Source organism: Bradyrhizobium xenonodulans (assembly GCF_027594865.1).
In the GTDB taxonomy this organism is placed as follows: domain Bacteria; phylum Pseudomonadota; class Alphaproteobacteria; order Rhizobiales; family Xanthobacteraceae; genus Bradyrhizobium; species Bradyrhizobium xenonodulans.
This window is the reverse complement of record NZ_CP089391.1, coordinates 5,344,609-5,369,212: the sequence shown is the minus strand read 5'-3', so window position 1 is coordinate 5,369,212 and position 24,604 is coordinate 5,344,609. Positions and strand designations below refer to the sequence as shown.

General features: G+C 65.1%; 21 protein-coding genes. 16 read left to right on the top strand and 5 right to left on the bottom strand.

Annotated features, from left to right (window positions below):
• Positions 1-15 precede the first annotated feature (15 nt).
• From I3J27_RS25640 to I3J27_RS25625, 4 genes are all read left to right on the top strand, one after another.
• A complete protein-coding gene (locus I3J27_RS25640) occupies positions 16-1,269 on the top strand; it encodes an O-antigen ligase family protein (RefSeq protein WP_270172884.1) in 1,254 nt (417 codons plus the stop codon).
• Positions 1,270-1,353: 84 nt separating this feature from the next.
• Complete coding sequence (locus I3J27_RS25635; RefSeq protein ID WP_270161672.1) at positions 1,354-3,267, top strand: nucleoside-diphosphate sugar epimerase/dehydratase; 1,914 nt, start codon at positions 1,354-1,356, stop codon at positions 3,265-3,267.
• 2 nt (positions 3,268-3,269) lie between these two features.
• Entirely contained in the window at positions 3,270-4,490 is a 1,221-nt protein-coding gene (locus I3J27_RS25630; RefSeq protein WP_270161671.1) for a glycosyltransferase family 4 protein, read from the top strand.
• A complete protein-coding gene (locus tag I3J27_RS25625) occupies positions 4,487-5,434 on the top strand; it encodes an NAD-dependent epimerase/dehydratase family protein (protein ID WP_270161670.1) in 948 nt (315 codons plus the stop codon). The genes I3J27_RS25630 and I3J27_RS25625 overlap by 4 nt, the downstream gene beginning before the upstream one ends.
• Here I3J27_RS25625 and I3J27_RS25620 read toward each other — a convergent pair.
• Both I3J27_RS25620 and I3J27_RS25615 read right to left on the bottom strand, forming a co-directional pair.
• Complete coding sequence (locus I3J27_RS25620; protein WP_270161669.1) at positions 5,431-6,441, bottom strand: MraY family glycosyltransferase; 1,011 nt, start codon at positions 6,439-6,441, stop codon at positions 5,431-5,433. The two genes, I3J27_RS25625 and I3J27_RS25620, sit on opposite strands and share 4 nt — an antisense overlap.
• Positions 6,438-7,397, bottom strand: a complete 960-nt coding sequence (locus tag I3J27_RS25615; RefSeq protein ID WP_270161668.1) for a lysylphosphatidylglycerol synthase transmembrane domain-containing protein — start codon at positions 7,395-7,397, stop codon at positions 6,438-6,440. Before I3J27_RS25615 ends, I3J27_RS25620 begins: the two co-directional genes overlap by 4 nt.
• Positions 7,398-7,586: 189 nt before the next feature.
• Between I3J27_RS25615 and I3J27_RS25610 the strand changes: the two genes are divergently transcribed.
• From I3J27_RS25610 to I3J27_RS25565, 10 genes are all read left to right on the top strand, one after another.
• On the top strand, positions 7,587-8,576 hold the full coding sequence (locus I3J27_RS25610; RefSeq protein WP_270161667.1) for an SDR family NAD(P)-dependent oxidoreductase: 990 nt from the start codon (positions 7,587-7,589) through the stop codon (positions 8,574-8,576).
• Between the two features lie 7 nt (positions 8,577-8,583).
• On the top strand, positions 8,584-9,996 hold the full coding sequence (locus tag I3J27_RS25605; protein WP_270161666.1) for a mannose-1-phosphate guanylyltransferase/mannose-6-phosphate isomerase: 1,413 nt from the start codon (positions 8,584-8,586) through the stop codon (positions 9,994-9,996).
• A 183-nt stretch (positions 9,997-10,179) separates the two neighbouring features.
• The gene (locus tag I3J27_RS25600) at positions 10,180-11,184 is read left to right on the top strand and encodes a Gfo/Idh/MocA family protein (protein ID WP_270161665.1); all 1,005 of its coding nucleotides are present in this window, start codon (positions 10,180-10,182) and stop codon (positions 11,182-11,184) included.
• Positions 11,185-11,193: 9 nt separating this feature from the next.
• The gene (locus tag I3J27_RS25595; protein WP_270161664.1) at positions 11,194-12,381 is read left to right on the top strand and encodes a DegT/DnrJ/EryC1/StrS family aminotransferase; all 1,188 of its coding nucleotides are present in this window, start codon (positions 11,194-11,196) and stop codon (positions 12,379-12,381) included.
• 184 nt (positions 12,382-12,565) lie between these two features.
• Positions 12,566-14,092 carry a murein biosynthesis integral membrane protein MurJ gene (gene murJ / locus I3J27_RS25590; RefSeq protein WP_270161663.1) on the top strand — a complete coding sequence of 509 codons (1,527 nt, stop codon included), beginning with the start codon at positions 12,566-12,568 and terminating at the stop codon, positions 14,090-14,092.
• A 260-nt stretch (positions 14,093-14,352) separates the two neighbouring features.
• Complete coding sequence (locus I3J27_RS25585) at positions 14,353-14,751, top strand: DUF1127 domain-containing protein (protein WP_270161662.1); 399 nt, start codon at positions 14,353-14,355, stop codon at positions 14,749-14,751.
• 58 nt (positions 14,752-14,809) lie between these two features.
• On the top strand, positions 14,810-15,334 hold the full coding sequence (locus tag I3J27_RS25580) for a GNAT family N-acetyltransferase (protein WP_270172883.1): 525 nt from the start codon (positions 14,810-14,812) through the stop codon (positions 15,332-15,334).
• 234 nt (positions 15,335-15,568) lie between these two features.
• Entirely contained in the window at positions 15,569-17,878 is a 2,310-nt protein-coding gene (locus I3J27_RS25575) for a xanthine dehydrogenase family protein molybdopterin-binding subunit (RefSeq protein WP_270161661.1), read from the top strand.
• 178 nt (positions 17,879-18,056) lie between these two features.
• Entirely contained in the window at positions 18,057-18,503 is a 447-nt protein-coding gene (locus tag I3J27_RS25570) for a c-type cytochrome (RefSeq protein ID WP_270161660.1), read from the top strand.
• Between the two features lie 220 nt (positions 18,504-18,723).
• On the top strand, positions 18,724-20,016 hold the full coding sequence (locus I3J27_RS25565) for a cystathionine gamma-synthase family protein (protein WP_270161659.1): 1,293 nt from the start codon (positions 18,724-18,726) through the stop codon (positions 20,014-20,016).
• Between the two features lie 140 nt (positions 20,017-20,156).
• Here I3J27_RS25565 and I3J27_RS25560 read toward each other — a convergent pair whose 3' ends face one another.
• Together I3J27_RS25560 and I3J27_RS25555 are read right to left on the bottom strand one after the other, a co-directional pair.
• Complete coding sequence (locus tag I3J27_RS25560; protein WP_270161658.1) at positions 20,157-20,531, bottom strand: VF_A0006 family four-cysteine protein; 375 nt, start codon at positions 20,529-20,531, stop codon at positions 20,157-20,159.
• Between the two features lie 151 nt (positions 20,532-20,682).
• The gene (locus tag I3J27_RS25555) at positions 20,683-21,099 is read right to left on the bottom strand and encodes a CHRD domain-containing protein (RefSeq protein WP_270161657.1); all 417 of its coding nucleotides are present in this window, start codon (positions 21,097-21,099) and stop codon (positions 20,683-20,685) included.
• Positions 21,100-21,251: 152 nt separating this feature from the next.
• Here I3J27_RS25555 and I3J27_RS25550 point away from each other — a divergent pair, with 152 nt between their 5' ends.
• Together I3J27_RS25550 and I3J27_RS25545 are read left to right on the top strand one after the other, a co-directional pair.
• Complete coding sequence (locus tag I3J27_RS25550; protein ID WP_270161656.1) at positions 21,252-22,175, top strand: c-type cytochrome; 924 nt, start codon at positions 21,252-21,254, stop codon at positions 22,173-22,175.
• Between the two features lie 178 nt (positions 22,176-22,353).
• Complete coding sequence (locus I3J27_RS25545; protein ID WP_270161655.1) at positions 22,354-23,943, top strand: nucleotidyltransferase family protein; 1,590 nt, start codon at positions 22,354-22,356, stop codon at positions 23,941-23,943.
• Here I3J27_RS25545 and I3J27_RS25540 read toward each other — a convergent pair.
• Positions 23,918-24,598, bottom strand: coding sequence for a glycosyltransferase family 2 protein (locus I3J27_RS25540; protein ID WP_270161654.1), 681 nt, complete (start codon positions 24,596-24,598; stop codon positions 23,918-23,920). The genes I3J27_RS25545 and I3J27_RS25540 overlap by 26 nt on opposite strands.
• Positions 24,599-24,604: the final 6 nt, after the last annotated feature.

The window sequence follows — 24,604 nt, the reverse complement described above, 5'->3', positions numbered from 1 at the left end:
GAGACGACCACCCAGATGCTGTGGCGGCGCTTTCGCAGCCCGGCGGCGTGGTGCGAGACGGTCGACCTGCTTGCGATCCTGACCGTGGCCTCGCTGCCCTGGTCGACCTCGCTCGCGGCGATCTTCAACGTGGCGTTCCTGGTCTGCATGGTGCCGTTTCTCGACGTCCGCGCCTTCCTGCAATCGCTGAAGCGTCCGATCTGCGCGGCGCCGATCGCGATGGTCGCGCTCGCATTGGTGGGCACGCTGTGGTCGGATGCGGCCTGGGGTGCGCGCATCTATGCGCTCAGTCCGACCGTCAAGCTGCTGGTGCTGCCGGTCCTGCTCTATCACTTCGAGCGATCGCCGCGCGGGCACTGGATATTCATCGCCTTCCTGGTGTCCTGCGCGCTGTTGTCGGTGATGTCGTGGCTGGTCGCCTTCTATCCCGATCTGACGCTCAAGCCCGACCACCTCGAACGTGGCATCTTCGTCAAGAACTACATCGACCAGAGCCAGGAATTCACGCTGTGCGCGGTCGCGCTGGCCTATCCGATCGTGACCCTGCTGCGCGAGAAGCGCTACTGGCTCGCCGGGCTATTGATCGCCCTGGCGCTCGGCTTCTTCGTCAACATGGCCTTCGTGGTGGTGTCGCGCACCGCGCTCGTCACCATTCCGATCATGTTCGGCGTGTTCGCGCTGCTGCACCTGCGCTGGCGCAGCATCGCGATCATCTCCGTCGCCCTGATCGTCGGCGCAGCCGTCGCCTGGCAGGCTTCGCCGTATTTACGCAAGACCGCCGACACCTTCGTCAGCGACTACACGCGCTATGTCGAAAAGGGCGAGCCGACCTCGCTGGGCCTGCGGCTCGAATTCTGGCGGAAATCGCTCGGCTTCTTCGCGGAGGCGCCGATCGTGGGGCACGGCACGGGCTCGACGCGCAGATTGTTCGAGCAGGTTGCCACCCCCAGCGGGCAGTACCAGGCTTCCGCCGAGGTGATCGGCAATCCGCACAACCAGACGCTGAACGTCGCCGTGCAATGGGGCATCATCGGCGTCGTTGTTCTCTACGCGATCTGGATCCTGCATCTGCTGCTGTTTCGCGGCGACGGGCTGGCTCATTGGATCGGGCTGCTGGTCGTGGTTCAGAACCTCTTCACCTCGCTGTTCAACTCCCATCTGTTCGACTTCCACGAGGGCTGGATGTACGTCATCGGCGTCGGCGTTGCCGGCGGCATGGTGATCCGGACACAACAGGCCGGGGCGAAGATGGGGGAAGCCGGTTCCTGAACGGCCGCGCGGCTGGCAACTCTGGTCGAGATGGGCTATCAGCGCGGTCAGGTTGCAACTCACGGGATTATCATCGGTCGGCGGATGACGCGGCTTTCGCATCTCACCTTGCGCAATTTCATGATCGCGCTCCACGACCTGCTGGCGACCGCGGCGGCGCTGTTCGTCGCGTTCTATCTGCGTTTCGAGGGCGGCGACGGCTTCTATGACCGTTTGCCGCTGCTGTTCCAGATCCTGCCCTACTTCCTCGCCTTCAGCGTGGTCGTGTTCTTCCTCTTCAACCTGACCACCACGAAATGGCGCTTCATCTCGCTGCCTGACGCGCTGAACATCATCCGCGTCGCGACCGTGCTGACGGTGGCGCTACTGGTGCTCGACTACATCTTCGTCGCCCCCAACGTCCGCGGCGCCTTCTTCCTCGGCAAGGTGACCATCGTCCTCTACTGGTTCCTCGAGATCTCTTTCCTCAGCGCGTTGCGCATGACCTATCGCTATTTCCGCTATACGCGGGTGCGGCGCCATGCCCGCACCGCCGACGCCGCGCCAACGCTGCTGATCGGCCGCGCCGCCGATGCCGAGGTGCTGCTGCGCGGCATAGAGAGCGGGGCGATCAAGCGCATCTGGCCGGTCGGCGTCTTGTCGCCCTCGACGTCCGATCGCGGCCAGCTCATCCGCAACGTGCCCGTGCTGGGCGGCATCGACGACATCGAGGACGTCATCGCCGACTTCGCCAAGCGCAACAAGGCGATCGCGCGCCTCATCATGACGCCGTCGGCGTTCGAGCCGGAGGCGCATCCGGAATCGATCCTGATGCGAGCGCGCAAGCTCGGTGTAATCGTCAACCGCATGCCCTCGCTCGAGAGCGGCGATACGCCGCGCCTCACGGCCGTCGCGGTCGAGGACCTGCTGCTGCGGCCGAGCGAGGCCATCGACTATGCGCGGCTGGAGGCCCTGATCAAGGGCAAGGCGGTGCTCGTCACCGGCGGCGGCGGCTCGATCGGCTCGGAGATCTGCGAGCGCGTCGTCGCGTTCGGCGCCGCGCGGCTCCTGATCGTGGAGAATTCCGAGCCGGCGCTCTACGCGGTGACGGAAGCGCTCGCCGCGCACGGCGCGGTGGCCGAGATCGAGGGACGAATCGCCGACATTCGCGACCGCGAGCGCATCATGCGCCTGATGGCCGACTTCAAGCCTGATATCGTGTTCCATGCCGCCGCGCTCAAGCACGTGCCGATCCTGGAGCGCGACTGGAGCGAGGGCGTCAAGACCAACATCTTCGGCTCGATCAACGTCGCCGATGCCGCACACAGCGCCGGCGCCGAGGCCATGGTGATGATCTCGACCGACAAGGCGATCGAGCCGGTGTCGATGCTCGGCCTCACCAAGCGCTTTGCCGAGATGTACTGCCAGGCGCTTGACCACGATCTTGCGACAGGTGCCGGCGGCCCCAGGCCGCCGATGCGGCTGATCTCGGTCCGGTTCGGCAATGTGCTGGCGTCGAACGGTTCGGTGGTGCCGAAGTTCAAGGCCCAGATCGAGGCCGGCGGCCCCGTGACGGTGACCCATCCCGACATGGTTCGCTACTTCATGACCATCCGCGAGGCCTGCGATCTCGTCATCACGGCGGCGACGCACGCGCTCGGAACCGAGCGTCCCGACGTCTCGGTCTACGTGCTCAACATGGGCCAGCCGGTGAAGATCGTCGATCTCGCCGAGCGCATGATCCGCCTCTCGGGCCTGCAGCCCGGCTACGACATCGAGATCGTGTTCACCGGCATGCGGCCGGGCGAGCGCCTGCACGAGATCCTGTTCGCATCCGAGGAGCCGACCCGCGAGATCGGCGTCGCCGGCATCATGGCCGCGCAGCCGAACGAGCCGCCGATGCAGACGCTGCGCAAATGGATCGCCGCGCTGGAGCAGGCAATCGCGCGCGACGATCGGGCCACCATCAGGACGATCCTGAAGGATGCGGTTCCGGAATTCGGGTCGACCGCGGCCTGACCATGCAGTCTCGAGGCAAGATCGTCGTCGCGAGCCAGCACTACCCGCCGGATCCGAGCACGACCGCGGCGATCATGGCCGACATCGCCTGCCGCGTTGCTGGAGATCATGAGGTTGTGGTGCTGTCGGGCTCATCGGGCGCATTGCCGGCCTTGCAGACAGGTCCCGGCAAGCCGCGAATCGTCGCCATCAAGAACAGAATGGCGGGAAAGGCGGCGCTGGTGCGGCGCGGCTTATCCGAGCTGCTGTTCGCTGCGCGCACGTTCTTTGCACTGATACGGGAGCTCAAGGCAGGCGATGTCGTGCTCACCGTCACCGCGCCGTTCATGCTGCCTTATGCCGTTGCTGCGGCAGCAAGGCTGAGGGGTGCGCGCTCGGCGCTGATCATGCACGACCTCTTCCCCGACGTGCTCGTGATGGCGGGAATCCTGAAGCCAGGTTCCATCGTGACGCGGACGATGCGCGCCGCCAACAGCCTGATGTTCCGCGCGCTCAATGCCGTCATCACCATCGGGCGCGACGCCGAGCGGCCGCTGCTGAGCTATGCCGGGATGACGCGGAACAAGATCCGCTTCATCCCGAACTGGGCGACGCTCGCGCCCGGGGCGCGGCCGATCACGCCGGACAATCCGTTCCGGAAAGCGCTGTCCGCGCGCTTCATCGTCGGCCTGTCGGGCAATCTCGGCTTCACCCATGATCCGGAGATCGTGTTCGAGGCCGCGCGGCTTTTGAAGGACGAGCCGGATATCCACTTCCTGCTGTCCGGCTGGGGCATAGGCTTCGAGCGGCTGAAGCAGTTGCAGGCCGAGGCGAACCTCGCCAATGTCTCGTTCGTGGCGCGGGTCGAGGATGCCGAGCTCGAGGCGTTCCTGGCGGCTGCCAATCTCTGGATCATTCCGTACCGGAAGGACGTTGCGGGGGTGTCGGTGCCGAGCCGTTTCTACAATCTGCTGGCGGTCGGGCGCCCCGTGGCGCTGGTCTCCGAGCCGGAGGCCGAGGCCGCCCTGACGGTGGTGGAGAACGGGCTCGGCTGGGTGGTGACGCCGGGCCGCGCCGATCAGCTCGCCGACGCCATTCGCGCGGCGTCCGTGTCCTGCGACGGCGCGATGGCGGAGCGCACGGTGAGGGCCGCCGCAAAGTTCGACCGGACCGTCGCGATGAACGCCTATGCCGGCCTGATCGACGAATTGTTGCGCAACCCTGTTTTGGCGGAGCAACGATGAGCGAGCGCAAACCGATCGTGCTGGTGACGGGAGCAAGCGGCTTCGTCGGCCGTCACGTCGCGCCCGCGCTGGCGCGCGAGGGATGGTCGGTGCGCCGTGCGGTGCGCAGCCCGGAAGGGATGGACGACGAGGTCGTGATCGAATCGATCGGCCCCGAGACCGACTGGACGGCCGCGCTCGAAGGTGTGGACGCCGTGGTCCATCTCGCCGCGCGCGTGCATCACAAGCACGAGGAACACGCGGTCCAGCTCTACCGCAACGTCAACATCGCCGGCACGCTGCACCTGGCGCGCTCGGCGGCGACGGCGGGCGCGCGCCAGTTCATCTTCGTCAGCACCGTTCTCGTGCACGGCCGCAGCAATGAAGGCCGCGCGCCGTTCAGCGAGAACGACATCCTCACGCCGCGCGGCCTCTACGGCATGTCCAAGGCCGCTGCTGAAGCGGGCTTGCGGACGCTGGCGCGCGACAGCGACATGAAAATCTCGGTGATCCGCCCGCCGCTGGTCTACGGCGCGGGCGCCAAGGGCAATTTCGCGCTGCTGACGCGCGCGGTGAATCTGGGGATGCCGCTGCCTTTCGGTGCGATCCGCAATCACCGCGCGTTCCTGGCCGTGCAGAATTTGTCATCGTTCATCCTGCGCCGGCTCACCCATCCCGATCCCGCGAGCAATTTCGAGATTTTCCTGGTCGCCGACACCGAGCAGGTCTCGACGCCCGAATTCATCGAGCGGCTGGCGAAGGCGGCCGGCAAGAACTCGCGGCTGTTCGGGATGTCGCCGGACCTGCTCTCGACGCTGCTCAGCGTGATGGGCCGGCAGGATACGCATGACAGCCTGATCGGCTCGCTCGAGCTCAACCTCGCCAAGGCGATCGCGACCGGCTGGCAGCCACAGGTCTCCCTGGACGAGGGACTGCGGCTCGCGCTGTCGGCTCAGAAGATCTAAGGGCGGGAGAAGCGGCGCAGCACGACTACGATCGCGATCGCGCCTGCGAGCAGACAGACAAGCGTGGTCGCCATCGCGCCGGCGCGGACGGTGACGATGGCGAGCAATGCGAGCACGAGATTGAGAGCGAACACCTCGCCGATCACGCGCGGGACCGAAAAGCCGTTGTCGGTGGCGCGCTGATAGAAGTGCGAGCGATGCGCCGACCAGAACTGCTCGCGGCGCGCGATGCGGCGAAACAGCGTGATGGTGGAATCCGCAAGATAGTAGCCGGGCAGCAGCAGCGCCGCGGCGGGCTGTCCGTGCCAGGCAAGCTCCAGCAGGCACCAGCCGAGCAAAAGGCCGATCGGCAGGCTGCCGACATCCCCCAGGAAGACTCTTGCGACCGGCCTGTTGAATGGCGCAAAGCCGAGCATGGCGCCGCACAGCGCCGTCGCGATCAGCACGGCCGGCCAGGAGAGATCGCCGAGCCATCCCAGCAGCAGCAGCGCCGCTGCGACCGGCACCACTTCCGCGACCGTCATCAGGTCGAGCCCGTCCATGAAGTTGACGAGGTTCACGAACCAGACGCCGGCGAGCATGATCAGCCCGCGTTCCAGCACGAGCGGCAGCGCCGGCACGATGCGCGCCGTCTCGGGCGCGGTGAACACCACCGCGCCGACGCAGGCCGCTTGCAGCGCGAGCCGCACCAGCACCGGCAGCGACACGATATCGTCGGCGAATCCGACCAGCGCGATCACGATCGTCGCAATGACCAGCGCCGGCGGGATCGCGATGTTCGCCCAGGTCGCCCACATCGATGCAACGAGAAGCGTCGCTGAGATCACCGCGATACCGGCGCCTTGCGGCGTCGGGGTGCGATGGGAGGAGCGCGCATTCGGTCGCGCCAGCGCGTAGCGCTGGAGCAGGGGACGGCTGGTCCTGGTGATGAGCGCCGAGATCAGCGCGGCGATCGCGAGGGCAAGCAGCGAGGGCGCGGCGGCAACGGCATCGGCGGGTGGGTTCACTCCGGCACCCCGAGCTGCGCCGAGCCCTGTGCGGCTTTCTCGGCGCTGAGGATCCAGACGAGGCCGCCGAAGGCGCCGACGATGAAGGAAACCGCGCCCAACAGCAGCGAGACGTTGACGCCTTCATTGGCGGCAAGCCCGGCGAAGCCGAAGGCGAGGCCCATGGTCGCCTCGCGCACGCCCCAGCCCGCGATCGAGATCGGCATCAGGGTGATCAACATCACGGGCGGCACCAGCAGGAAGACCTGGGCGAACGTGACCGGTGCCGCGATCGACTGCACCACGCACCAGGCGATCACGACGGCGAGCACGTGAATGAGCAGCGACAGGATCGCGATGACGGGGCCGCGCCTGGTGTTGAAGATCACGCGGTTGGCGATCGCGGCGCAGGCGTGGACATGGTGGGTCGCCCACCAGGTCTTCAACCACGACCATTTCAGCGCGCCGAAGACCAGGAAGCCGAGCCCGCCTGCAAGCGCGGCGAGGTCGACCAGCAGCAGCGCCGAGCGTCCGTGCGGATCGGTGATGAGCTCGTAGCTCCAGGGTAGGCTCGCGACGATGAGGATCGCGAGCGCGATCAAGCCGATCGCGCGGTCGACGAAGATCGAGTAGGTCGCGGCTCGCCAGCCGGCGCCGGCGCGCGCGACCAGCCACAGCCGGACCGCATCGCCGCCGATTGCGGAGGGCAGCGTCTGGTTGAAGAAAGCGCCGATCACGTTGTAGCGCATGGCCCGGGCGAACTCGAGCGGCGCGCCGCATTCGGCGCTGATCTCGCGCCAGCGCAGCACGCCGACGAAGATTTGCAGGAACGTGATCGCGATCGCCATGGCGATCCAGAACAGGCTGGTCGCGGTGAAGCGCGAAAACAGTTCGGTCAGATCCACCTTGCGCAGCGCCAGGTAGAGCAGCGCCGCGGAAATCAGGATTTTGGCCGTCGACAGCAGGATTCGGCGCATCTCGCCCGCATGAACTGGGTTTGCGAAGATTTGAGGCAACCCGACGCAGGGCGCCGAATTCGGCCGCTTTGGTATGGTTTTGGCGCCGATCTTGCAATAGCTGTCGTGAAGAGGGCTCTCGGGCTCTTGCGACCCCCTCGATACCGTGGCTAAAGGGACGCCGTGAGCTAGGGATCCCGTGGGAACAGGATGACGGATCAGGCGATTTTGGTCACGGGTGCCGCCGGCTTCATCGGCTTTCACGTCGCCCGGCAGCTCCTTGGCGAAGGCCGGCCTGTGGTCGGACTCGACAATCTCAACCATTATTACGATCCGGCGCTGAAGCGGGCGCGGCTGGGACTGCTCGCGACCGATTCCCGGTTCTCCTTCGTCGAGGCCGATCTTGCCGACCGCGCGACGATGGCGGCGCTGTTCGCGCGACATCGATTTGCCAAAGTCGTGCATCTCGCCGCGCAAGCCGGCGTGCGCTACTCGATCGAGCAGCCGCAGGCTTACGCCGATTCCAATCTGAGCGGTTTCCTCAACGTGCTCGAAGGCTGCCGCAACAACGGCTGTCGTCATCTCGTCTACGCCTCGTCATCCTCCGTTTACGGTGCCAATACAAAACTGCCGTTTGCCGTGCAGGACCGCACCGACCATCCCGTGAGCTTCTATGCCGCGACCAAGAAGGCCAACGAGCTGATGGCGCAGTCCTACAGCCATCTCTACCGGCTCCCGGTCACGGGCCTGCGCTTCTTCACCATTTACGGCCCGTGGGGACGGCCTGATATGGCCATGTTTCTGTTCGTGAACGCCATCATGGCGGGCCAGCCGATCCGGCTCTTTAACCATGGCAAAATGCGCCGCGACTTCACCTATATTGACGACGTCACCCGTGTAGTATCCAAGCTCATCGATCGTGTGCCCGCAGATGACCCGGCTGCCGCAAATGCGCCGTCTAAGGTCTACAATGTCGGCAACCACCATCCGGAAGAGCTGATGCATGTCGTCGGGCTTCTGGAGCAGGAGCTGGGTCGGACGGCGATCAAAGAATTGCTGCCGATGCAGCCGGGAGACGTTTTGGAAACGTTCGCGGATGTCGAGGACCTGATGCGCGACACCGGCTTTGCACCGTCAACGCCGATCGCGCTCGGGGTTCGTAATTTTGTCACCTGGTATCGGGACTACTTCAAGGTTTGAGATGACGATGGACAAACGCATTATCCCCCTGATCATGTGCGGCGGCGCCGGAACGCGGCTGTGGCCGGCTTCGCGCGAGGTGCGCCCCAAGCAATTCCTACCGCTGTTCGGCACGCGCTCGACCTTCCAGGACACGCTGCTGCGCGTCTCCGACGCCGCGCTGTTCGATCGTCCGATCGTCATCACCAACGCGTCCTACCGCTTCATGGTGCTGGAGCAGCTCGCCGAGATCGGCATCGAGGCCGACGTGATCCTCGAGCCGATGCGGCGCGATTCCGGCCCCGCGATCGCCGCGGGCGCGGTGTTCGCGCAGAATCGTTCGAGTGAAGCGATCGTGCTCGCGCTCGCCGCCGATCACGTGGTGCAGGACAATGCCGCCTTCGTCGCCGCCTGCCGCGAAGGCCTCACCGCCGCCAGCGCCGGACGCATCGTCACCTTCGGCGTCAAGCCGGAACGGCCGGCGACGGAATACGGCTATATCAGCCCGGGCGAGGCGATCTCCGGCACGGTGCACGCGGTCGCGCGCTTCGTCGAGAAGCCGGACGCGGTGAAGGCCGCCGAATACGTCAATTCGGGCTATCTCTGGAACAGCGGCAACTTCATGTTCCCGGCCTCTGTCCTGCTCGACGAATACCGCAAGGTCGATGCGGGAAGCGTGGAAGCGATCTCCAACGCCGTCACTAATGCCGGCCGCGATCTCGGCTTCGTGACGCTGGAGCCCGAGGCGTTCGGCGCGGCGAAGGCGATCTCGATCGACTATGCGGTGATGGAGAAGACCTCGCGCGCCGCGGTCGTGCCGGTGTCCTGCGGCTGGTCCGACGTCGGCTCCTGGCTCGCGGTGTGGGAGCTGTCGGAGAAGGACGCGCAAGGCAATGCCGCGCACGGCACCGCGGTGTTCGAAGACTCGCGCAATTGCAACGTCACCACCGACCAGGCGCTGGTCGCGCTCGAAGGCGTCGACGATCTCGTCGTGGTCGCGACTGCCGATGCGGTGCTGGTCTCGCGGCAGAAGGATGCCAATGGCCTGAAGCGCCTCGTCACCAAGCTCAAGACGGTCGCGCCGAAGGTCACCGAGGAGCACCTCAAGGTGCACCGGCCCTGGGGCAGCTACCAGTCGGTCGACAATGGCGAGCGCCATCAGGTCAAGCGCATCGTGGTGAAGCCGGGCGGGCGCCTGTCGCTCCAGAAGCACCATCATCGCGCCGAGCACTGGATCGTGGTCCGTGGCGCCGCCCGGGTCACCGTCAACGAAACCGTGAAGACGGTGCACGAGAACGAGTCCATCTACATCCCGATGGGCGCGGTGCACCGGATGGAGAACCCCGGTAAAATCATGCTGGAACTCATCGAGGTTCAGACTGGAAGCTATCTCGGGGAAGACGACATCATCCGGATTGAAGACGACTATCAAAGGTCGTAACCAGCAAGCTCCGAATCACGCGACCCGGGCCGAAAAGGCGGTATCTTTTTCGGCTTAAGGCCCGGGGAACGTGTAATTTTTTGAATCAAATCGTGTCCGGCCCATTGGGGCGGCATTCGCCACAAATGTGGCGTCCGTGCTAGAAGCGGCCCGGGGATTTGCGTTGAATCGGGGTTTGCTCAGATGAGTTCCAAAGGGTCACAACCGGCAAAGGCCGGCTTGCGCGTCGGTGTCATTGGCGCCGGCGTAATGGGCAGCAACCACGCGCGCGTGCTCGCGGGTCTTCCCGGCGTCACCCTCGTCGGCGTGGTCGATCCGTCGCCGGCGCATTTGACGCGCACCACCGAGCTTGCGAGCTGCCAGGGCTTCGAGACCATCGACCAGCTGTTCGCGGCCGGCGTCGATGCCGTCACCATCGCGGCGCCGACCCACCTGCATCACGAGGTCGCGCTCGCCTGCATCGCCAAGAACATCCACGTGCTGGTCGAGAAGCCGATCGCCTCCACGGTCGCGGAAGGCCGCGAGATCGTCGCCGCCGCACAGAAGGCCGGCGTGACGCTGATGGTCGGCCATGTCGAGCGCTTCAATCCGGCGGTCGCTGCGGTCAAGCAGGCGATCGCGGGCGAGGACATTCTCTCCATTGCGATCACCCGCGTCGGCCCGTTCCCGCCGCGCATGTCGAACGTCGGCGTCGTCATCGACCTCGCCGTGCACGACATCGATCTGATCCGCTGGTTCACCGAATCGGACATCGTCGAGGTGCAGCCGCAATTGTCGAGCGCGGTCGCCGAGCGCGAGGACATCGCACTGCTCCAGTTCCGCACCGAGAGTGGCGTGCTCGCGCACATCAACACCAACTGGCTGACGCCGTTCAAGGCGCGCAGCGTCACGGTCGCGACCCGCGGCAAATACGTGATGGGCGATCTGCTCACGCGCCAGGTCACCGAGTGCTTCGGCTTCAAACCGGACGGCAGCTACTCGATGCGGCATCTGCCGGTCGGCCATGACGAGCCGCTGCGCGCCGAGCTGATCGCATTCCTCAAGGCCGTCCGCAACGGCGAGACGCCGGCAGTGACCGGTGACGAGGGCGTTGCGAGCCTCGAGATCGCGACGCAATGCCTCGAGACGCCGTCGCGTCCCGCGGCGACGGCGCCCGCCCGCAAGGGTCCGCGCCGCGTCGCCGGCTGAACTCTTTCCATGTCGACCTCGCAAGAAGGCGCCAAGAACCAGGCCATGAACCAGCATTTGCGTTCCGAACCCATTCCGTTCATCGACGTTGCCTCGCAGCGCCGCCGGCTCGGCGCCTCGCTCGATGCCGCCGTCAAGCGCGTGATGGACCATTGCCAGTTCGTCAACGGCCCTGAAGTCGCCGAGCTCGAGAAGCAGCTTGCGGCCTATAGTGGCGCCAAGCACGTGATCGGCTGCGCCAGCGGCACCGACGCGATCCTGATGGTGATGATGGCGAAGAATGTCGGGCCCGGCGATGCCGTGTTCTGCCCGTCCTTCACCTTCATCGCGACCGCCTCGCCGGTGGCGCGGACCGGGGCTACGCCTGTTTATGTCGACGTCGACGAAGCCACCTTCAACATGAGCCCGGAATCGCTCAAGCGCGGCATCGCGACCGCACGCAAGGCGGGCCTCAAGCCTGTTGCGGTGATTCCGGTCGACCTGTTCGGCCAGCCCGCCGATCACGACGCCATCGCCGAGATCGCGAAGGCCGAAGGCCTGTTCGTGCTCGACGACGCCGCACAGGGTTTTGGCGCGAGCTACAAGGGCCGCAAGCTCGGCACCTTCGGGCTCGCCACCGCGACCAGCTTCTTCCCGGCAAAGCCGCTCGGCTGCTTCGGCGACGGCGGCGCGATCTTCACCGATGACGACGAGCTCGCGGCCACGCTGCGCAGCATCCGCGTGCACGGGCAGGGCGTCGATAAATACGACAACGTCCGCCTCGGCCTGACCGGCCGGATCGACACCATGCAGGCCGCGGTCCTGATCGAGAAGCTGAAGATTTTCGACGACGAGATCGCCGCCCGCAACAGGGTCGCCGAGCGCTACGCGCGGGGCCTCTCCAACGTCGTCACCGTGCCGCGTCTGGCGCCGGGCAACACCTCGGTCTGGGCGCAGTACACCATCCGCCTGCCTGAGGGCACCGACCGCGACGGCTTCGCCGCTGCGCTGAAGGCCCAGGGCGTGCCGACCGCGATCTATTATGGCAAGTCGATGCACCAGCAGACCGCCTACAAGCAGTATCCGGTCGCCGAGGGTGGCCTGCCTGCTTGCGAGAGCCTGTCGCAGGACGTCATCAGCCTGCCGATGCACGCCTATCTGACCGAAGCCGACCAGGAGCGAATCATCGCCGCCGTCCGCGGCGCGCTCGCGGGGTGAGGCTCACCTCTCCCGCTTGCGGGAGAGGTCGGCGCGAAGCGCCGGGTGAGGGTTCTCTCCTCTTGGGGACTGTCCCGCTGTGGAGACACCCTCTCCCCAACCCTCCCCCGCAAGCGGGGGAAGGGGCAAACCTTCTTCGCGGCTTGCACCTAGACCTAATCTCGCCATGCTCTAAAACAGACGCATGCTCGGACGCATCTTCACGGTCGGTGGTTACACGCTGCTCTCGCGGCTGACAGGGTTTGCCCGCGACATCATGCTCGCGGCGATTCTCGGCGCTGGTCCTGTGGCCGACGCCTTCTTCGTGGCGCTGCGGCTGCCCAATCATTTTCGCGCGATCTTTGCCGAGGGTGCCTTCAACGCCGCCTGGGTGCCGGCCTATGCCCATGTTCATGGCGAGCGCGGGGAGGGAGCGGCAAAACTGTTCGCAGACCGCATCTTCACGCTGCTCTTGGCTTCGCAGGTGGTGCTGCTGATCGTCGCCTGGCTGTTCATGCCGCAGGCGATGAGCATTCTGGCGCCGGGCTTCAGCGAGGACGCCGAGCAGCGCAGGCTCGCGATCGAGATGACGCGGATCACCTTTCCCTATCTGCTGCTGATCACGCTGGTGACGCTCTATGGCGGCATGCTCAACGTGATGCAGCGCTTTGCCAGCGCCGCGGCGGCGTCGATCTTCCTCAACATCTCCATGATGATGACGCTGGCGGTCGCCGCCTGGTTTCCGACCGCGGGCCACGCCGCGGCCTGGGGCGTGCTGATCTCGGGCTTCCTGCAATATTTCCTGCTCGCGGGCGATCTCGCGCGCCATGGCGGCCTGCCGCGCTTTGCGCCACTGAGGCTCGACGAGGACATTCGCGGCTTCTTCAAAGCGCTCGGGCCGGCAACGCTGGGCTCGATGGGCACGCAGGTCGCGCTGTTCGCCGACACCATCATCGCGACCTTCCTGCCCGCTGGCGCGCTGTCGGCGCTGTATTATGCCGATCGCCTCAACCAGCTTCCGATCGGCGTGATCGGCATCGCCATCGGCACCGTGCTGTTGCCGGAGATGTCGCGGCGGATCACGGCCAACGACCATGACGGCGCGATGAAGGCGCAACGCCGCGCCTTCGACTTCACGCTGCTGTTCTCGATCCCGTTCGTCGCCGCCTTCATCACCGTGCCCGACGCGATCATGCGTGCGCTGTTCGCCCGCGGTGCGTTCTCCAAGGCCGATGCAGCCGTAGCCGGCGCCACGCTCGCGGCCTATGCCATCGGCCTGATCCCCTTCGTGCTGATCCGCAGCGCGGTTGCGACCTTCTATGCGCGCAAGGACACCGCCACGCCGGTGCGGGCGTCGTTGACCGGCATCGCCGTCAACGTCGCCCTGAAGGTCGCCCTGATGGGATCGCTTGCCCAGATTGGCCTCGCGCTCGCGACCGCTGTCGGCGTCTGGACCAATCTGCTGCTGGTGCTGTTCTTCGCCGTGCGGCGCGGCTTTCTCGTGCCGGACCGCGCTTGGGTAGTGTCGCTCGCGAAATTCCTCGTGACCGGCATCATCCTCGCCGCCGCCTTCTGGCTGATCGCGCGCTTCGGCGGCTCTTGGTTGGGCGCAATGCACTTCCACGATGAGCTGACGCTCGTCCTGCTCGCCGTCGGAGGCACGATCGTCTACGCGCTCGCGATCCTCGTCCTATTCGGCCGCCGCTGGCTGGTCTCGCTGGTGCGTGGCTAGGCGGGCAGGGCGCTCGCCTCTAGGCTGCAGCAAAGCACCGCACATCTCTTGATTTTGCACGATTGCCGTGGTATGAGCCGCTCATGATCAAATGCTCGCGCACCATTAACCGCAACCACATGACCCGCTTCGGCTGGGCCGTGGAAGGAGTCGTGCGCTAGCAATTCGACGACGACATCTTTTCCACCAGGCCCCGCCGGCATCGGACGGGGCCTTTTGTTTGGCCACGCTCCCTGCCGGCACAACAGCAGGAGCATGCGATGCCACCCCAACTGACGAACATCTCACCCGGGATTGAGGGCGATGCCGCACGGCGCAGCCTCAACCTCTCGATCGTGCAGGCGAAGGACGCGATCGACCAGGCTTTGGCGGCACGCCTCAAGGCGTCCGCCGCAGCGCTGGACGACGCCTTGTCGGAAAAGGACGCTGCCGGACCATCGGCCGCATCGACGCCGAACGTCCTGGGCTTGCTCAAGCAATATTGGCGTGCGTTTCAGCAGCGGCGCCAGGTCCCACGGGTCACCGTGCAGGACCTGAGCGACAGGGAGCTCAGGGATATCGGTCTGACGCGCGGCCAAGTCGACTACCTCTCGCCTGAACGCGCTATCGACAGGTTGAGAGAGGGCACGAGGTATCTGTTGAGCCGTGGCGGGATGTGACAGGTCACGAATCCCTGCCGATACGATCCTTCGCATTTATGAAAGAAAGGTGGCGATCATGGCGTCACATGCTTCCAGTGCTCAGGCGAACCTCGAAATCCGACGATTGACGCTCGATGATCTGAATCTTTTTCGCGAAATTCGCGCGGAAGCGCTTCAGAACCACCCTCAAACGTTTGGATCGCACGAAGAGGACGAAGGCGGCGAGGCCATGGTGGCGGCTTATCGCCATTGGCTCAGCGGCACTATCGTTGGCGCATTTGGGTGCGGGAGCTTGATCGGAGTCGCGGGCTTTTATGTCTCAGCGGACAAGAGGTCACAGCACAGGGGCCATATCTTCACGGTCTACGTGAGGAAGAATAGTCGAGGGCACGGTGTCGGAGATCGACTCATCAAAGAGCTTCTTGCCCATGCCGAAGCACGCGTCGAACAGGTGCATCTTGCCGTGGTGTCGACGGAAATCGCCGCAATCAAGACCTACGAGCGCAACGGCTTCGAGATCTACGGCACGGATCCGCGTGTCGTTCGCATAGGTGACACCGTGTATGACAACCACCTTATGGTGAAGAGGTTCAGTCATTAACGTCCGTCTGGCGCGGCCGGTCGGGGGTGGGCAGCGCCGGGCGCGTTGTGGAGGTCGCAGAATATCGACCCCCACGGGAAAGGTGCGACCTCCGGCCCTTTCGCGCAGTCCCGCCATGACGGGCGGGCGGCGCCTTTTTCCGTCCTGCGCCGATGTGCGTGGCTAAACCCGTTTGCCTTGCCACTTTTTCCACGGCAATATGCCCGCAAAACAACCATAGGACGGGACAAGAAAATGGCGGCTCCCATCAAGTTCGGCGTTGGCCAAAGCGTGTTGCGCAAGGAGGATGACGCGCTGATTCGCGGCAAGGGCCGCTATACCGACGATTACGCGCCGCAGGCGGCCTTGCGCTGCCTGATGCTGCGCTCGCCGCATGCGCATGCCAAATACACCATCGATGTGAGCCGCGCCCGCACGCTGCCCGGCGTCGCGCTGGTCCTGACCGCCGACGATGTGAAGGATCTCGGCAACCTGCCGTGCCTGTTCAATCTCGAGACCGATCCGTTCACCGGCCCGCCTTACCCGATCCTCGCTGCGGGCGAGGTGCGCCATGTCGGCGATTCCATCGCCTTCGTCGTCGCCGAGACCATCGATCAGGCCCGCGATGCGATCGAGGCGATCGACGTCAAATGGAGCCCGCTGCCGGCGGTGACCGGCGTCGTCAATGCCGTGAAGAAGGGCGCGCCGCAGGTCTGGCCCGACAAGGCCGGCAACGTACTTTTCGACGTCTCGATTGGCGACAAGAAGGCGACCGAAGCCGCGTTCGCCAAGGCGCATGCGGTCGCCGAAATCTCCATCGTCAATCCGCGCGTGGTTGCGAGCTTCATGGAGACGCGCGCGGCGGTCTGCGAATACGACGCCAAGCGCGACCACCTGACGCTGACGATCGGCAGCCAGGGCAGCCATCGCCTGCGCGACATCCTCTGCCAGAACGTGCTCAACATCCCTACCGACAAGATGCGGATGATCTGCCCCGACGTCGGCGGCGGCTTTGGCACGAAACTGTTTCCGTACCGGGAATACGCGTTGATGGCGGTCGCGGCGCGGCAGTTGAAGAAGGCTGTGAAGTGGTCGGCCGATCGTACCGAGCACTTCATGGGCGATGCGCAAGGCCGCGACAACGTCACCACCGCGAAGATGGCGCTGACTGAAGACGGCAAATTCCTCGCGATGGATTGCGACCTCATGGGTGACATGGGCGCGTATCTGTCGACCTTCGGGCCCTACATCCCGCATGGCGGCGCCGGCATGCTGCCGGGCCTCTATGACATCCAGGCCTTCCACTGCCGGGTGCGCACCATCTTCACCCACAGCGTGCCTGTGGACGCCTATCGCGGCGCCGGCCGCCCCGAGGCGGCCTATGTGATCGAGCGGCTCGTGGACGCCTGCGCGCGCAAACTCGACATGACGCCGGACGCGATCCGTCGCAAGAACTTCATCCAGCCGAAGGCGCTGCCCTACAAGACCGCGACCGGCAAGGTCTACGATTCCGGCGACTTCGCCGCGCATCTCAAGCGCGCGATGGAGATCGGCGAGTGGAAGGAGTTTTCCAAGCGCGCCAAGGCGGCGAAGAAAAGCGGCCTGATCCGCGGCATCGGCCTTGCGAGCTATGTCGAGATTTGCGGCGTGATGGGTGAGGAGACGGCCAACGTCCGCCTCGACCCCAATGGCGACGTCACCGTCCTCATCGGCACGCAATCGAGCGGGCAGGGTCATCAGACGGCGTATGCGCAGATCGTCGCCGAGCAGTTCGGCCTGGCGCCGGAGCGTGTGCATATCCGCCAAGGCGATACCGACGAGGTCGCGACGGGCCTCGGCACCGGCGGCTCGGCCTCGATTCCCACCGGCGGCGTCTGCGTGGAGCGTGCTGCGGGCGATCTGGGCAATAAGCTGAAGGAGCTTGCAGCGCAAGCGATGGAAGCGAGCGCCGGCGATCTGGAGATCACCGACGGTGTCGTCCGCATCTCCGGCACCGACCGTTCGATCTCGTTCGCCGATCTCGCCAAGCGGCCCGGCGCCGATCCGTCGAAGCTGAACGGCAGCGCGACCTTCGCCAGTGCCGACGGCACCTATCCGAACGGCACGCATCTGGCGGAGGTCGAGATCGATCCGGCGACCGGCATCATCAAGATCGTCAACTACGTGATCGTCGACGATTTCGGCAAGACGCTCAATCCGCTGCTTTTGGCCGGCCAGGTGCATGGCGGCGCCATGCAGGGCATCGGCCAGGCGCTGATGGAGCAGGTGGTCTATGGTGCCACCGACGGCCAGCTGATCACCGCCACCTACATGGACTACGCGCTGCCGCGCGCAGCGGACGGCCCTGCCTTCGTGTTCGAGACCGCCAACGTTCCCTGCAAGACCAATCCGCTGGGGGTGAAGGGCGCGGGCGAGGCCGGCGCGATCGGCTCCTGCCCGGCCGTGGTCAACGCCATCGTCGACGGGCTCTGGCGCGAATACAAGATTGACCACATCGACATGCCGGCAACCCCGGAGCGGGTGTGGATCGCCATCAACGAGCACCGTCGCCGCCACAGCCTCTAAGCTGAAACATGATCATCTCGCGACAAACGCAGAAGCGCGTTTGCGCGGGGGATCGTGTCCAATGCAGTCCAAAGCGCGACAATTTATCCTCGCGCTCTGGATGGAATGAAATCTGTCAAACGGTGTTGGCCCAATGTGGGGTCAGCACGATCCGGTCTCAGGGAAAGGGATTTTGCGAATGAAGCGAGTTTTGGTTGTCGGGGGCGCGCTCCTGTTCGGCATCGGCGCCGTCTGGGCGCAGCAGGACTCCGTCAAGGAAGTCCAGACCCTCATGAAGGGCAACGGCAAGAATGCGGGCGCGGTGTCGGCGATGGTCAAGGGCGAGAAGCCCTACGACCAGGCCGCGGTGGACAGCGCGCTGGCGCAGTTCGAGGATACCGCCAAGAAGCTGCCGAACCTGTTTCCGGCCAGCGCGAAGGGCGTCAAGGCCGAGGGCGATTACAGTGCCTCGCCGAAGGTCTGGGAGGACAAGGCCGGCTTCGACGCCAAGGTCGCGAGCTTCGCCAAGGTCGTCGGCGAAGCCAAGGGCAAGATCAAGGATATGGACTCGCTCAAGGCGAACTTTCCCGCCGTCGGCAAGGAATGCGGCGGCTGCCACGAGACGTTCCGGGTGAAGAACGGCTGAGGCCACGAGCGAACGGACTGATAGCAATTCAAAAAGGGCGGTTGCGAAAGCAGCCGCCCTTTTTCCGTCGCAAGGTCTGACGAATTGTCGTCCGAGCGGTTATCTTTGCACCGACGGCCGCGGCGCTGATGCGAGTCGGCGCATCTCTTTCCTGACTGCTTCGTGACATCAGGAGTTCCAACACGCGGCGAGGATCCGAATCAGAACAGCGAGACAGGCCATGGCAAAACCGTTCCCGTCCAAGACGCACATCGGCAACCATATGCTGCATCCCGAAACCTTGATGCTGACCTATGGCTATGATCCGCAATTGTCGGAAGGCGCCATCAAGCCGCCGGTGTTCCTGACCTCCACCTTCGTGTTCAAGACCGCCGATGACGGGCAGGACTTCTTCGACTACGTCGCCGGCCGGCGCGAGCCGCCGGAAGGGATGGGTGCGGGCCTGGTCTATTCGCGCTTCAATCATCCCAACAGCGAAATCGTCGAGGACAGGCTCGCGATCTACGAGCGCACCGAGAGCTGTGCGCTGTTCTCGTCCGGCATGGCGGCCATCGCAACCACGATCCTGGCTTTCGTTCGCCCCGGCGACGTCATCCTGCACTCCCAGCCGTTGTACGGCGGGACGGAAACCCTGCTGACGAACACGCTTGCGCGGCTGTCGATCGGCGCGGTCGGCTTCGCCGATGGCGTTGATGAAGCTGTGGTCAGCCAGGCCGCTGAGGAGGCCATGCGCAAGGGCCGGGTCTCGATGATCCTGGTCGAAACCCCCGCCAACCCGACCAACGGCCTGGTCGATATCGCGATGATGCGCCGCGTTGCCGATTCCATCGGAAAGGCTCAGGGCCATGTTCCGGTCATCGCCTGCGACAATACGCTGTTAGGTCCGGTATTTCAGCGGCCGATCGAGCATGGCGCGGATATTTCCCTGTACTCGCTCACGAAATATGTCGGCGGTCATTCCGACCTGATCGCGGGCGCCGCGCTCGGCGCGAAGACGATCATGAAGGGCATCAAGGCGCTGCGCGGCGCCATCGGCACCCAGCTCGATCCGCATTCCTGCTGGATGATCAACCGGTCGCTCGAGACGCTGAGCCTGCGCATGGAAAAAGCCGATGCGAATGCGCGCCTCGTGGCGGATTATCTGCGCGATCACCCCAAGGTGGCCAAGGTCCACTACCTCGGCCATCACGAGGCGGATTCGCCCTCGGGGCGCGTGTTCGCGCGGCAATGCCTGGGGGCGGGATCGACGTTCTCGTTCGACATCGCCGGCGGCAAGGACGCGGCCGTGAAATTTCTCAACGCGCTGCAAATCCTCAAGCTGGCGGTGAGTCTCGGCGGCACGGAATCGCTCGCGAGCCTGCCCGCGACCATGACCCATTCCGGCGTTCCCGCCGACATTCGCCAAAAGATCGGCGTGCTCGATTCCACGATCCGGCTGTCGATCGGCATCGAAAACCCGTCGGACCTGATCGCCGACCTCGCGCAGGCGCTGAACGCGGCCCAGATGGACTAAAGCGCAATGAGATCTGGATGAATCGTCATCGCGCTTTAGGTTGTTGTTTGCGCATGATCTTTGCGGAAAACCGCTTCGCACTTTTCCGGATCATGCTTTTGAGCGCGAGGCAGAAACGTCATTTCGGCGTCGCGGAGGCGTCACAGCGGATTTGACGTGCGACATGCCGAGATGATGGCTGCCGCAGCCTCGTTGGCCTGGGCGCCCGACAGCTGCCGCACCAGGCAGACATAGTAACCCCTGCTGGATTCGTTCAACAAGGAATCGCCGTTGAGGGCGAGCCAGTTGCAGGCTGAACGGATGTACTGGACGGCCAGGGGCGACCGTGTATCGCGGATCGCGGACAGTTCGCACTGGGCCTGCTTTTCCCGGTCCGTTTGCGCAACGACCGATCCGGAGAATGAAAGAAGCATCGCGGCGACGACAACGCCTGCCAAACCATACGGTAGCGCGCGAGCCCGTCTTCCGCTCCTGACGTCATGAGGCTGATTAAGAATGCCGGGATTGCGCCGCACGATGTCACTCCGAAGATGGCTGGAGGCTCACATTTATGACTGGGCCGGAGGCTGGCAAGGCACGAGCCCGCAAATTGCGCGGGTGCCGGAATCGAAAAGGCCGGACGCCCCTCCGGCGCCCGGCCTTCGCGCAACGAAGCGGCCTTGCGACTTACTTCATCACCTGGCCGCGGATCTCGCCGCCCGGATTGGCCGCGGTGTGGATGTTGACGTAGAGCTTGCCGGCGAGCAGATCGGCGGCCTGCGCCTCGGTGAGCGTCGCTTCGCCCTTGACGGGGCTCGAGGCCGCGTTCGGGATCGCGACGGCCACGCCGGCATTCTTGCCGGCTTCGGCGGGGCCGTGGAAATGAGCGGCGGTGGCAGGGCCCGACAGTCCGGAATAGGTGACGGTCCAGGACAGCTTCTTGCTGGCGGCGTCGTAGTCCAGATCGGCCGTTCCGGTGCCGCTGCTGGTGGTTGCGGGCACCTCGGACTTGCCGTCGAGCGTTGCTTTCAGCTTTTCGGCGCTGGCAGGGGCTGCAAAAGCAACCGCGCTGAGCGCGACCATGGCGATGACGGTCTTGTTCATGACATTCTCCCTGAGGCCTCGCTGGCCTGCCAAACTTCCAACAGCGGCGTTTTCAGTTTATTCCCGTTGCCGGCGGGGGCGGGCTAAATTCTTCGTGGCTGGAGCCGCGCGGACATCGGTCATAAGTTCGTTCCAACGCGTGGATGGACGAAATGTTGCAACGAACAATTTTTGTGGCGCTGTTCGCCGCGATTATGGCTGGCGGTGTCTATTGGTGGCTCAGCGCGCCCGTGGTGGCGGCCGCCAGCGCCGCCCACACGCCGAACCTTGCCAATGGCGAGGCGATGTTCAATGCGGGCGGCTGCGCTTCCTGCCATGCCGTTCCCGACCAGCCCGATCGTACCAGGCTCGGCGGCGGCGTCGCGATCAAGTCGCCGTTCGGAACGTTCTACGCGCCGAACATCTCCTCCGATCCGACCCACGGCATCGGCAAATGGACCGATGCCGATTTCGTCAATGCGGTGATGCACGGGGTCTCACCTGACGGACAGCATTACTTTCCGGCCTTTCCCTACACCTCCTATCGGCACGCCAGGCGCGAGGACGTTCTCGATCTCTTCGCCTATCTGAAAACGCTGCCGGCAGTTAGCGGCAAGGTGCGCGACCATGACATCGGCTTTCCGTTCAACATCCGCCGCAACGTCGGCATCTGGAAATTCCTGTTCATGGACGGCAAGCCGCTCATGGCCGACGGCACGAAGTCGCCGCAGTGGAAGCGCGGCGCCTATCTCGTCAACAGTCTTGGCCATTGCGCCGAGTGCCACAGCCCGCGCAATGCGCTCGGCGGCATCATCTCCGGCGAACGCTTTGCCGGCGGGCCCAATCCGGAAGGCGAGGGCTGGGTGCCCAACATCACCCAGAAGCGCCTCGGCGAATGGAGCGCGAAGGATATCGCCTATTTCCTCAAGACCGGCGAATTGCCCGACGGCGACAGCGTCGGCGGTGCGATGACGCGCGTGATCAAGAACACCTCGCAATTGCCGGACGAGGATCTCGCGGCGATGGCGGACTACCTCAAATCGCTGCCGCCGGTGGACGGCCCGACCCCGCCCAAGCGCAAGCAGGCCGGCGGCTGACGCCGGCCCTTTCCAATTGACACGCAGGGAGCGCGCCCGCATCCTTCGCCGCCGGCTCGGAATTGGAAGTGCGTGACGATGGGGTGTCGAGTTTTTGCGCGGTTGCTGCTGATCGTTTCGATACCTGATCTCACAGGGCCAGACGCCGCAGGCCCCGCGTCTCAACCGTTCGGTTGAGATGGCCCGCACACCGAAACTCCCGGCCGCGCTGAACCCGCGCTTTCTGATGCTGTTCCGGGCCGCGCTCGGCCAGAGCAAGACCGCAGTCGAAGCCTATCAGGCCTGGCGCGCCTCCGAGCCGCTCGATGCCGCGGACGAAGTCGTCTACCGCACCATGCCGCTGCTGGTCGCCACCGCCGACCGGGCCGGGATTGCCGATGCCGATACGAAGCGCATGCGCGGCGTCGTCAAGCATGTCTGGCTGTCCAACGCGACGCGGGTGCGTGATGTCGTCGAGGCCTGCGCCGCGCTGAAGGCCGCCGGCATAGCGTCGCTGCTGATCAAGGGCGGCGCGCTGTTCGCGCGCGACGCCAGCTATATGGCGAAGCGCATGACCGGCGATTACGATCTGCTGGTTCGCCGCAGCGACGCGCCGCGCGCGATCGAGGTGCTGCGGCAGGCCGCGTTCCGCAGCCACGGCATGAAGGTCGAGCTGTTCTCGGCCTCCGATTTCGACCGCGACATCCACGCCGTCGCGATGTCGCGCGCCGGCCTCAGCCGCGCCATCGATTTGCACTGGCGCGCGCTGTTCTGGCTCGACGAGGCGCGTTTTACCGAGGAACTGTTCGGCACGGCCGAGGCGGCGAGGCTGCTGACGCATGAGGTGCTGATCCCCGGCGTTGCCGAGCATCTCGCCATCGCGGCGATGCGGCCGGAGCCCGCCGACCAGAAGGAGATGGTGTTCCGGGCGCTCGAGGTCGTGCATGTGCTGGAAAGCGCCGGCGACAAGGTCGATTGGGATCGCTTTCGTGCGGTCGTGACGCGCTACAATGGTAGCCTGTTCGCGGCGCAATTGCTCGACGTCGTCGCGCGGGAGATGCCGGCGCTGGTGCCGGATGGGCTGATCGAGCAATTGTGGACCTACGCGCCGCCCGGGAAATCGATCGAGATCGCCGTGCGCGCGGTGCCATGGGTGCAGCGCACGCCATGGCAGCAGTTCGGCGTTGCCTTTTTCACGGCGCTCCGCGCGCAGTTCAAGGCGCCGTTTCGCATGCTGGATTGGCTGAAATTGCCCGGCGCGGCCATCGCGGCATTCGATGCCAGTGCCGTGCACTTTCCGCTTCTAGGGGATGCGATCCTGAAGCGGGTCTGGCAGCACGCCGCACGCGCGGCGCATCCGCTGCAAGGGCGGGACGTCTGGTTCGGGCAGGGATTTTCGATTCCGGAGGACGACGGACGCTGGACCGACAGTCGGTTCGCGGTCCTCGAAATCTCGATCGACGCAGCGTCGGATGCCACGGTCGAGCTTGCGGTGATCCCGTTCCTGCCGCCGGGCACCGAGAGCTTTCGCTTCACGGTCTATGCCGGCATGGGCGAGGCGTTGCAGATGACGGCAGGACGCAACGATCCGATGCCGTTCAAGGTCGCGCTGAAGGCGGCGATCGTCGGCACGGGCCAGCGGAAGATCGTCGTGGCGTTGCGGATGCTCGATACACGACGCCCGATGGATATCGGCCATTCGATCGACCACCGCCTGCTCGGCCTGTTCGTGAAGAGGGTGTCGATCAACGGCGTGCCGGTGTTCACTCCGGCGAGCGCTGCGCCTTGATGGCCTGACGCAGCGCCATCAGCGTCTGAAGATTTTGCGCGTCCGTGTTGGTGCGGCCGCCATTGCCGAGATGCAGCCGGCGCTGGACCACGATCTCGTCGACATGCGCGGTTTTGAGGCCGTTCTGCTTGGCGCGGCCGAGCCATGCGATGAAGAAGGTCGCGGGCAGGCTCTCGTCGAACGGGTCGATCCGCGTCAAGGCGGCACGCCGGATCAGCATGCATTGCTTGAGCTCGCCCAGCATGATCTCGACATCAGGTGTGAGGCGCACGCGATGCTCTTGCGGCACGTCGGGGCTGACGAATTGCTGCACCTTGCCGAAGGCGGCTTCGACGCTGCGGTCATGTTCCAGGAGCGCCAGTTGCATCTCGAGCTTGCGCGCCGTCCAGAGATCGTCGGCATCGCAGAATCCGATCAGCTCGCCGCGCGCCAGCGCAAGGCCCTTGTTGACGGCGACGGCCTGGCCGCTGTTTTCCTGCGTGAGCGCGATGATGCGGCTCCCGAACCGATCTAGAACGCTGCGCGTGCCGTCGCGCGAGCCGTCGTCGACGACGATGAGCTCGTCGGGCGGAACGGTCTGGCCGAGCACGCTCTCGATTGCCTCGGCAATGTAGGCCTCGGCGTTGTAGGCGGCGATGACCACGGAGACGTGCATGCGGCC

Coding starts and splice junctions, on each gene's coding strand:
- I3J27_RS25545 (WP_270161655.1), top strand. CDS start 22,354: ATGGCCCGCACACCGAAACTCCCGGCCGCGCTGAACCCGCGCTTTCTG.
- I3J27_RS25615 (WP_270161668.1), bottom strand. CDS start 7,397: ATGCGCCGAATCCTGCTGTCGACGGCCAAAATCCTGATTTCCGCGGCG.
- I3J27_RS25585 (WP_270161662.1), top strand. CDS start 14,353: ATGCCACCCCAACTGACGAACATCTCACCCGGGATTGAGGGCGATGCC.
- I3J27_RS25555 (WP_270161657.1), bottom strand. CDS start 21,099: ATGAACAAGACCGTCATCGCCATGGTCGCGCTCAGCGCGGTTGCTTTT.
- I3J27_RS25605 (WP_270161666.1), top strand. CDS start 8,584: ATGGACAAACGCATTATCCCCCTGATCATGTGCGGCGGCGCCGGAACG.
- I3J27_RS25600 (WP_270161665.1), top strand. CDS start 10,180: ATGAGTTCCAAAGGGTCACAACCGGCAAAGGCCGGCTTGCGCGTCGGT.
- I3J27_RS25575 (WP_270161661.1), top strand. CDS start 15,569: ATGGCGGCTCCCATCAAGTTCGGCGTTGGCCAAAGCGTGTTGCGCAAG.
- I3J27_RS25595 (WP_270161664.1), top strand. CDS start 11,194: ATGTCGACCTCGCAAGAAGGCGCCAAGAACCAGGCCATGAACCAGCAT.
- murJ (WP_270161663.1), top strand. CDS start 12,566: ATGCTCGGACGCATCTTCACGGTCGGTGGTTACACGCTGCTCTCGCGG.
- I3J27_RS25610 (WP_270161667.1), top strand. CDS start 7,587: ATGACGGATCAGGCGATTTTGGTCACGGGTGCCGCCGGCTTCATCGGC.
- I3J27_RS25570 (WP_270161660.1), top strand. CDS start 18,057: ATGAAGCGAGTTTTGGTTGTCGGGGGCGCGCTCCTGTTCGGCATCGGC.
- I3J27_RS25540 (WP_270161654.1), bottom strand. CDS start 24,598: ATGCACGTCTCCGTGGTCATCGCCGCCTACAACGCCGAGGCCTACATT.
- I3J27_RS25550 (WP_270161656.1), top strand. CDS start 21,252: ATGTTGCAACGAACAATTTTTGTGGCGCTGTTCGCCGCGATTATGGCT.
- I3J27_RS25640 (WP_270172884.1), top strand. CDS start 16: ATGCTGTGGCGGCGCTTTCGCAGCCCGGCGGCGTGGTGCGAGACGGTC.
- I3J27_RS25625 (WP_270161670.1), top strand. CDS start 4,487: ATGAGCGAGCGCAAACCGATCGTGCTGGTGACGGGAGCAAGCGGCTTC.
- I3J27_RS25635 (WP_270161672.1), top strand. CDS start 1,354: ATGACGCGGCTTTCGCATCTCACCTTGCGCAATTTCATGATCGCGCTC.
- I3J27_RS25580 (WP_270172883.1), top strand. CDS start 14,810: ATGGCGTCACATGCTTCCAGTGCTCAGGCGAACCTCGAAATCCGACGA.
- I3J27_RS25565 (WP_270161659.1), top strand. CDS start 18,724: ATGGCAAAACCGTTCCCGTCCAAGACGCACATCGGCAACCATATGCTG.
- I3J27_RS25630 (WP_270161671.1), top strand. CDS start 3,270: ATGCAGTCTCGAGGCAAGATCGTCGTCGCGAGCCAGCACTACCCGCCG.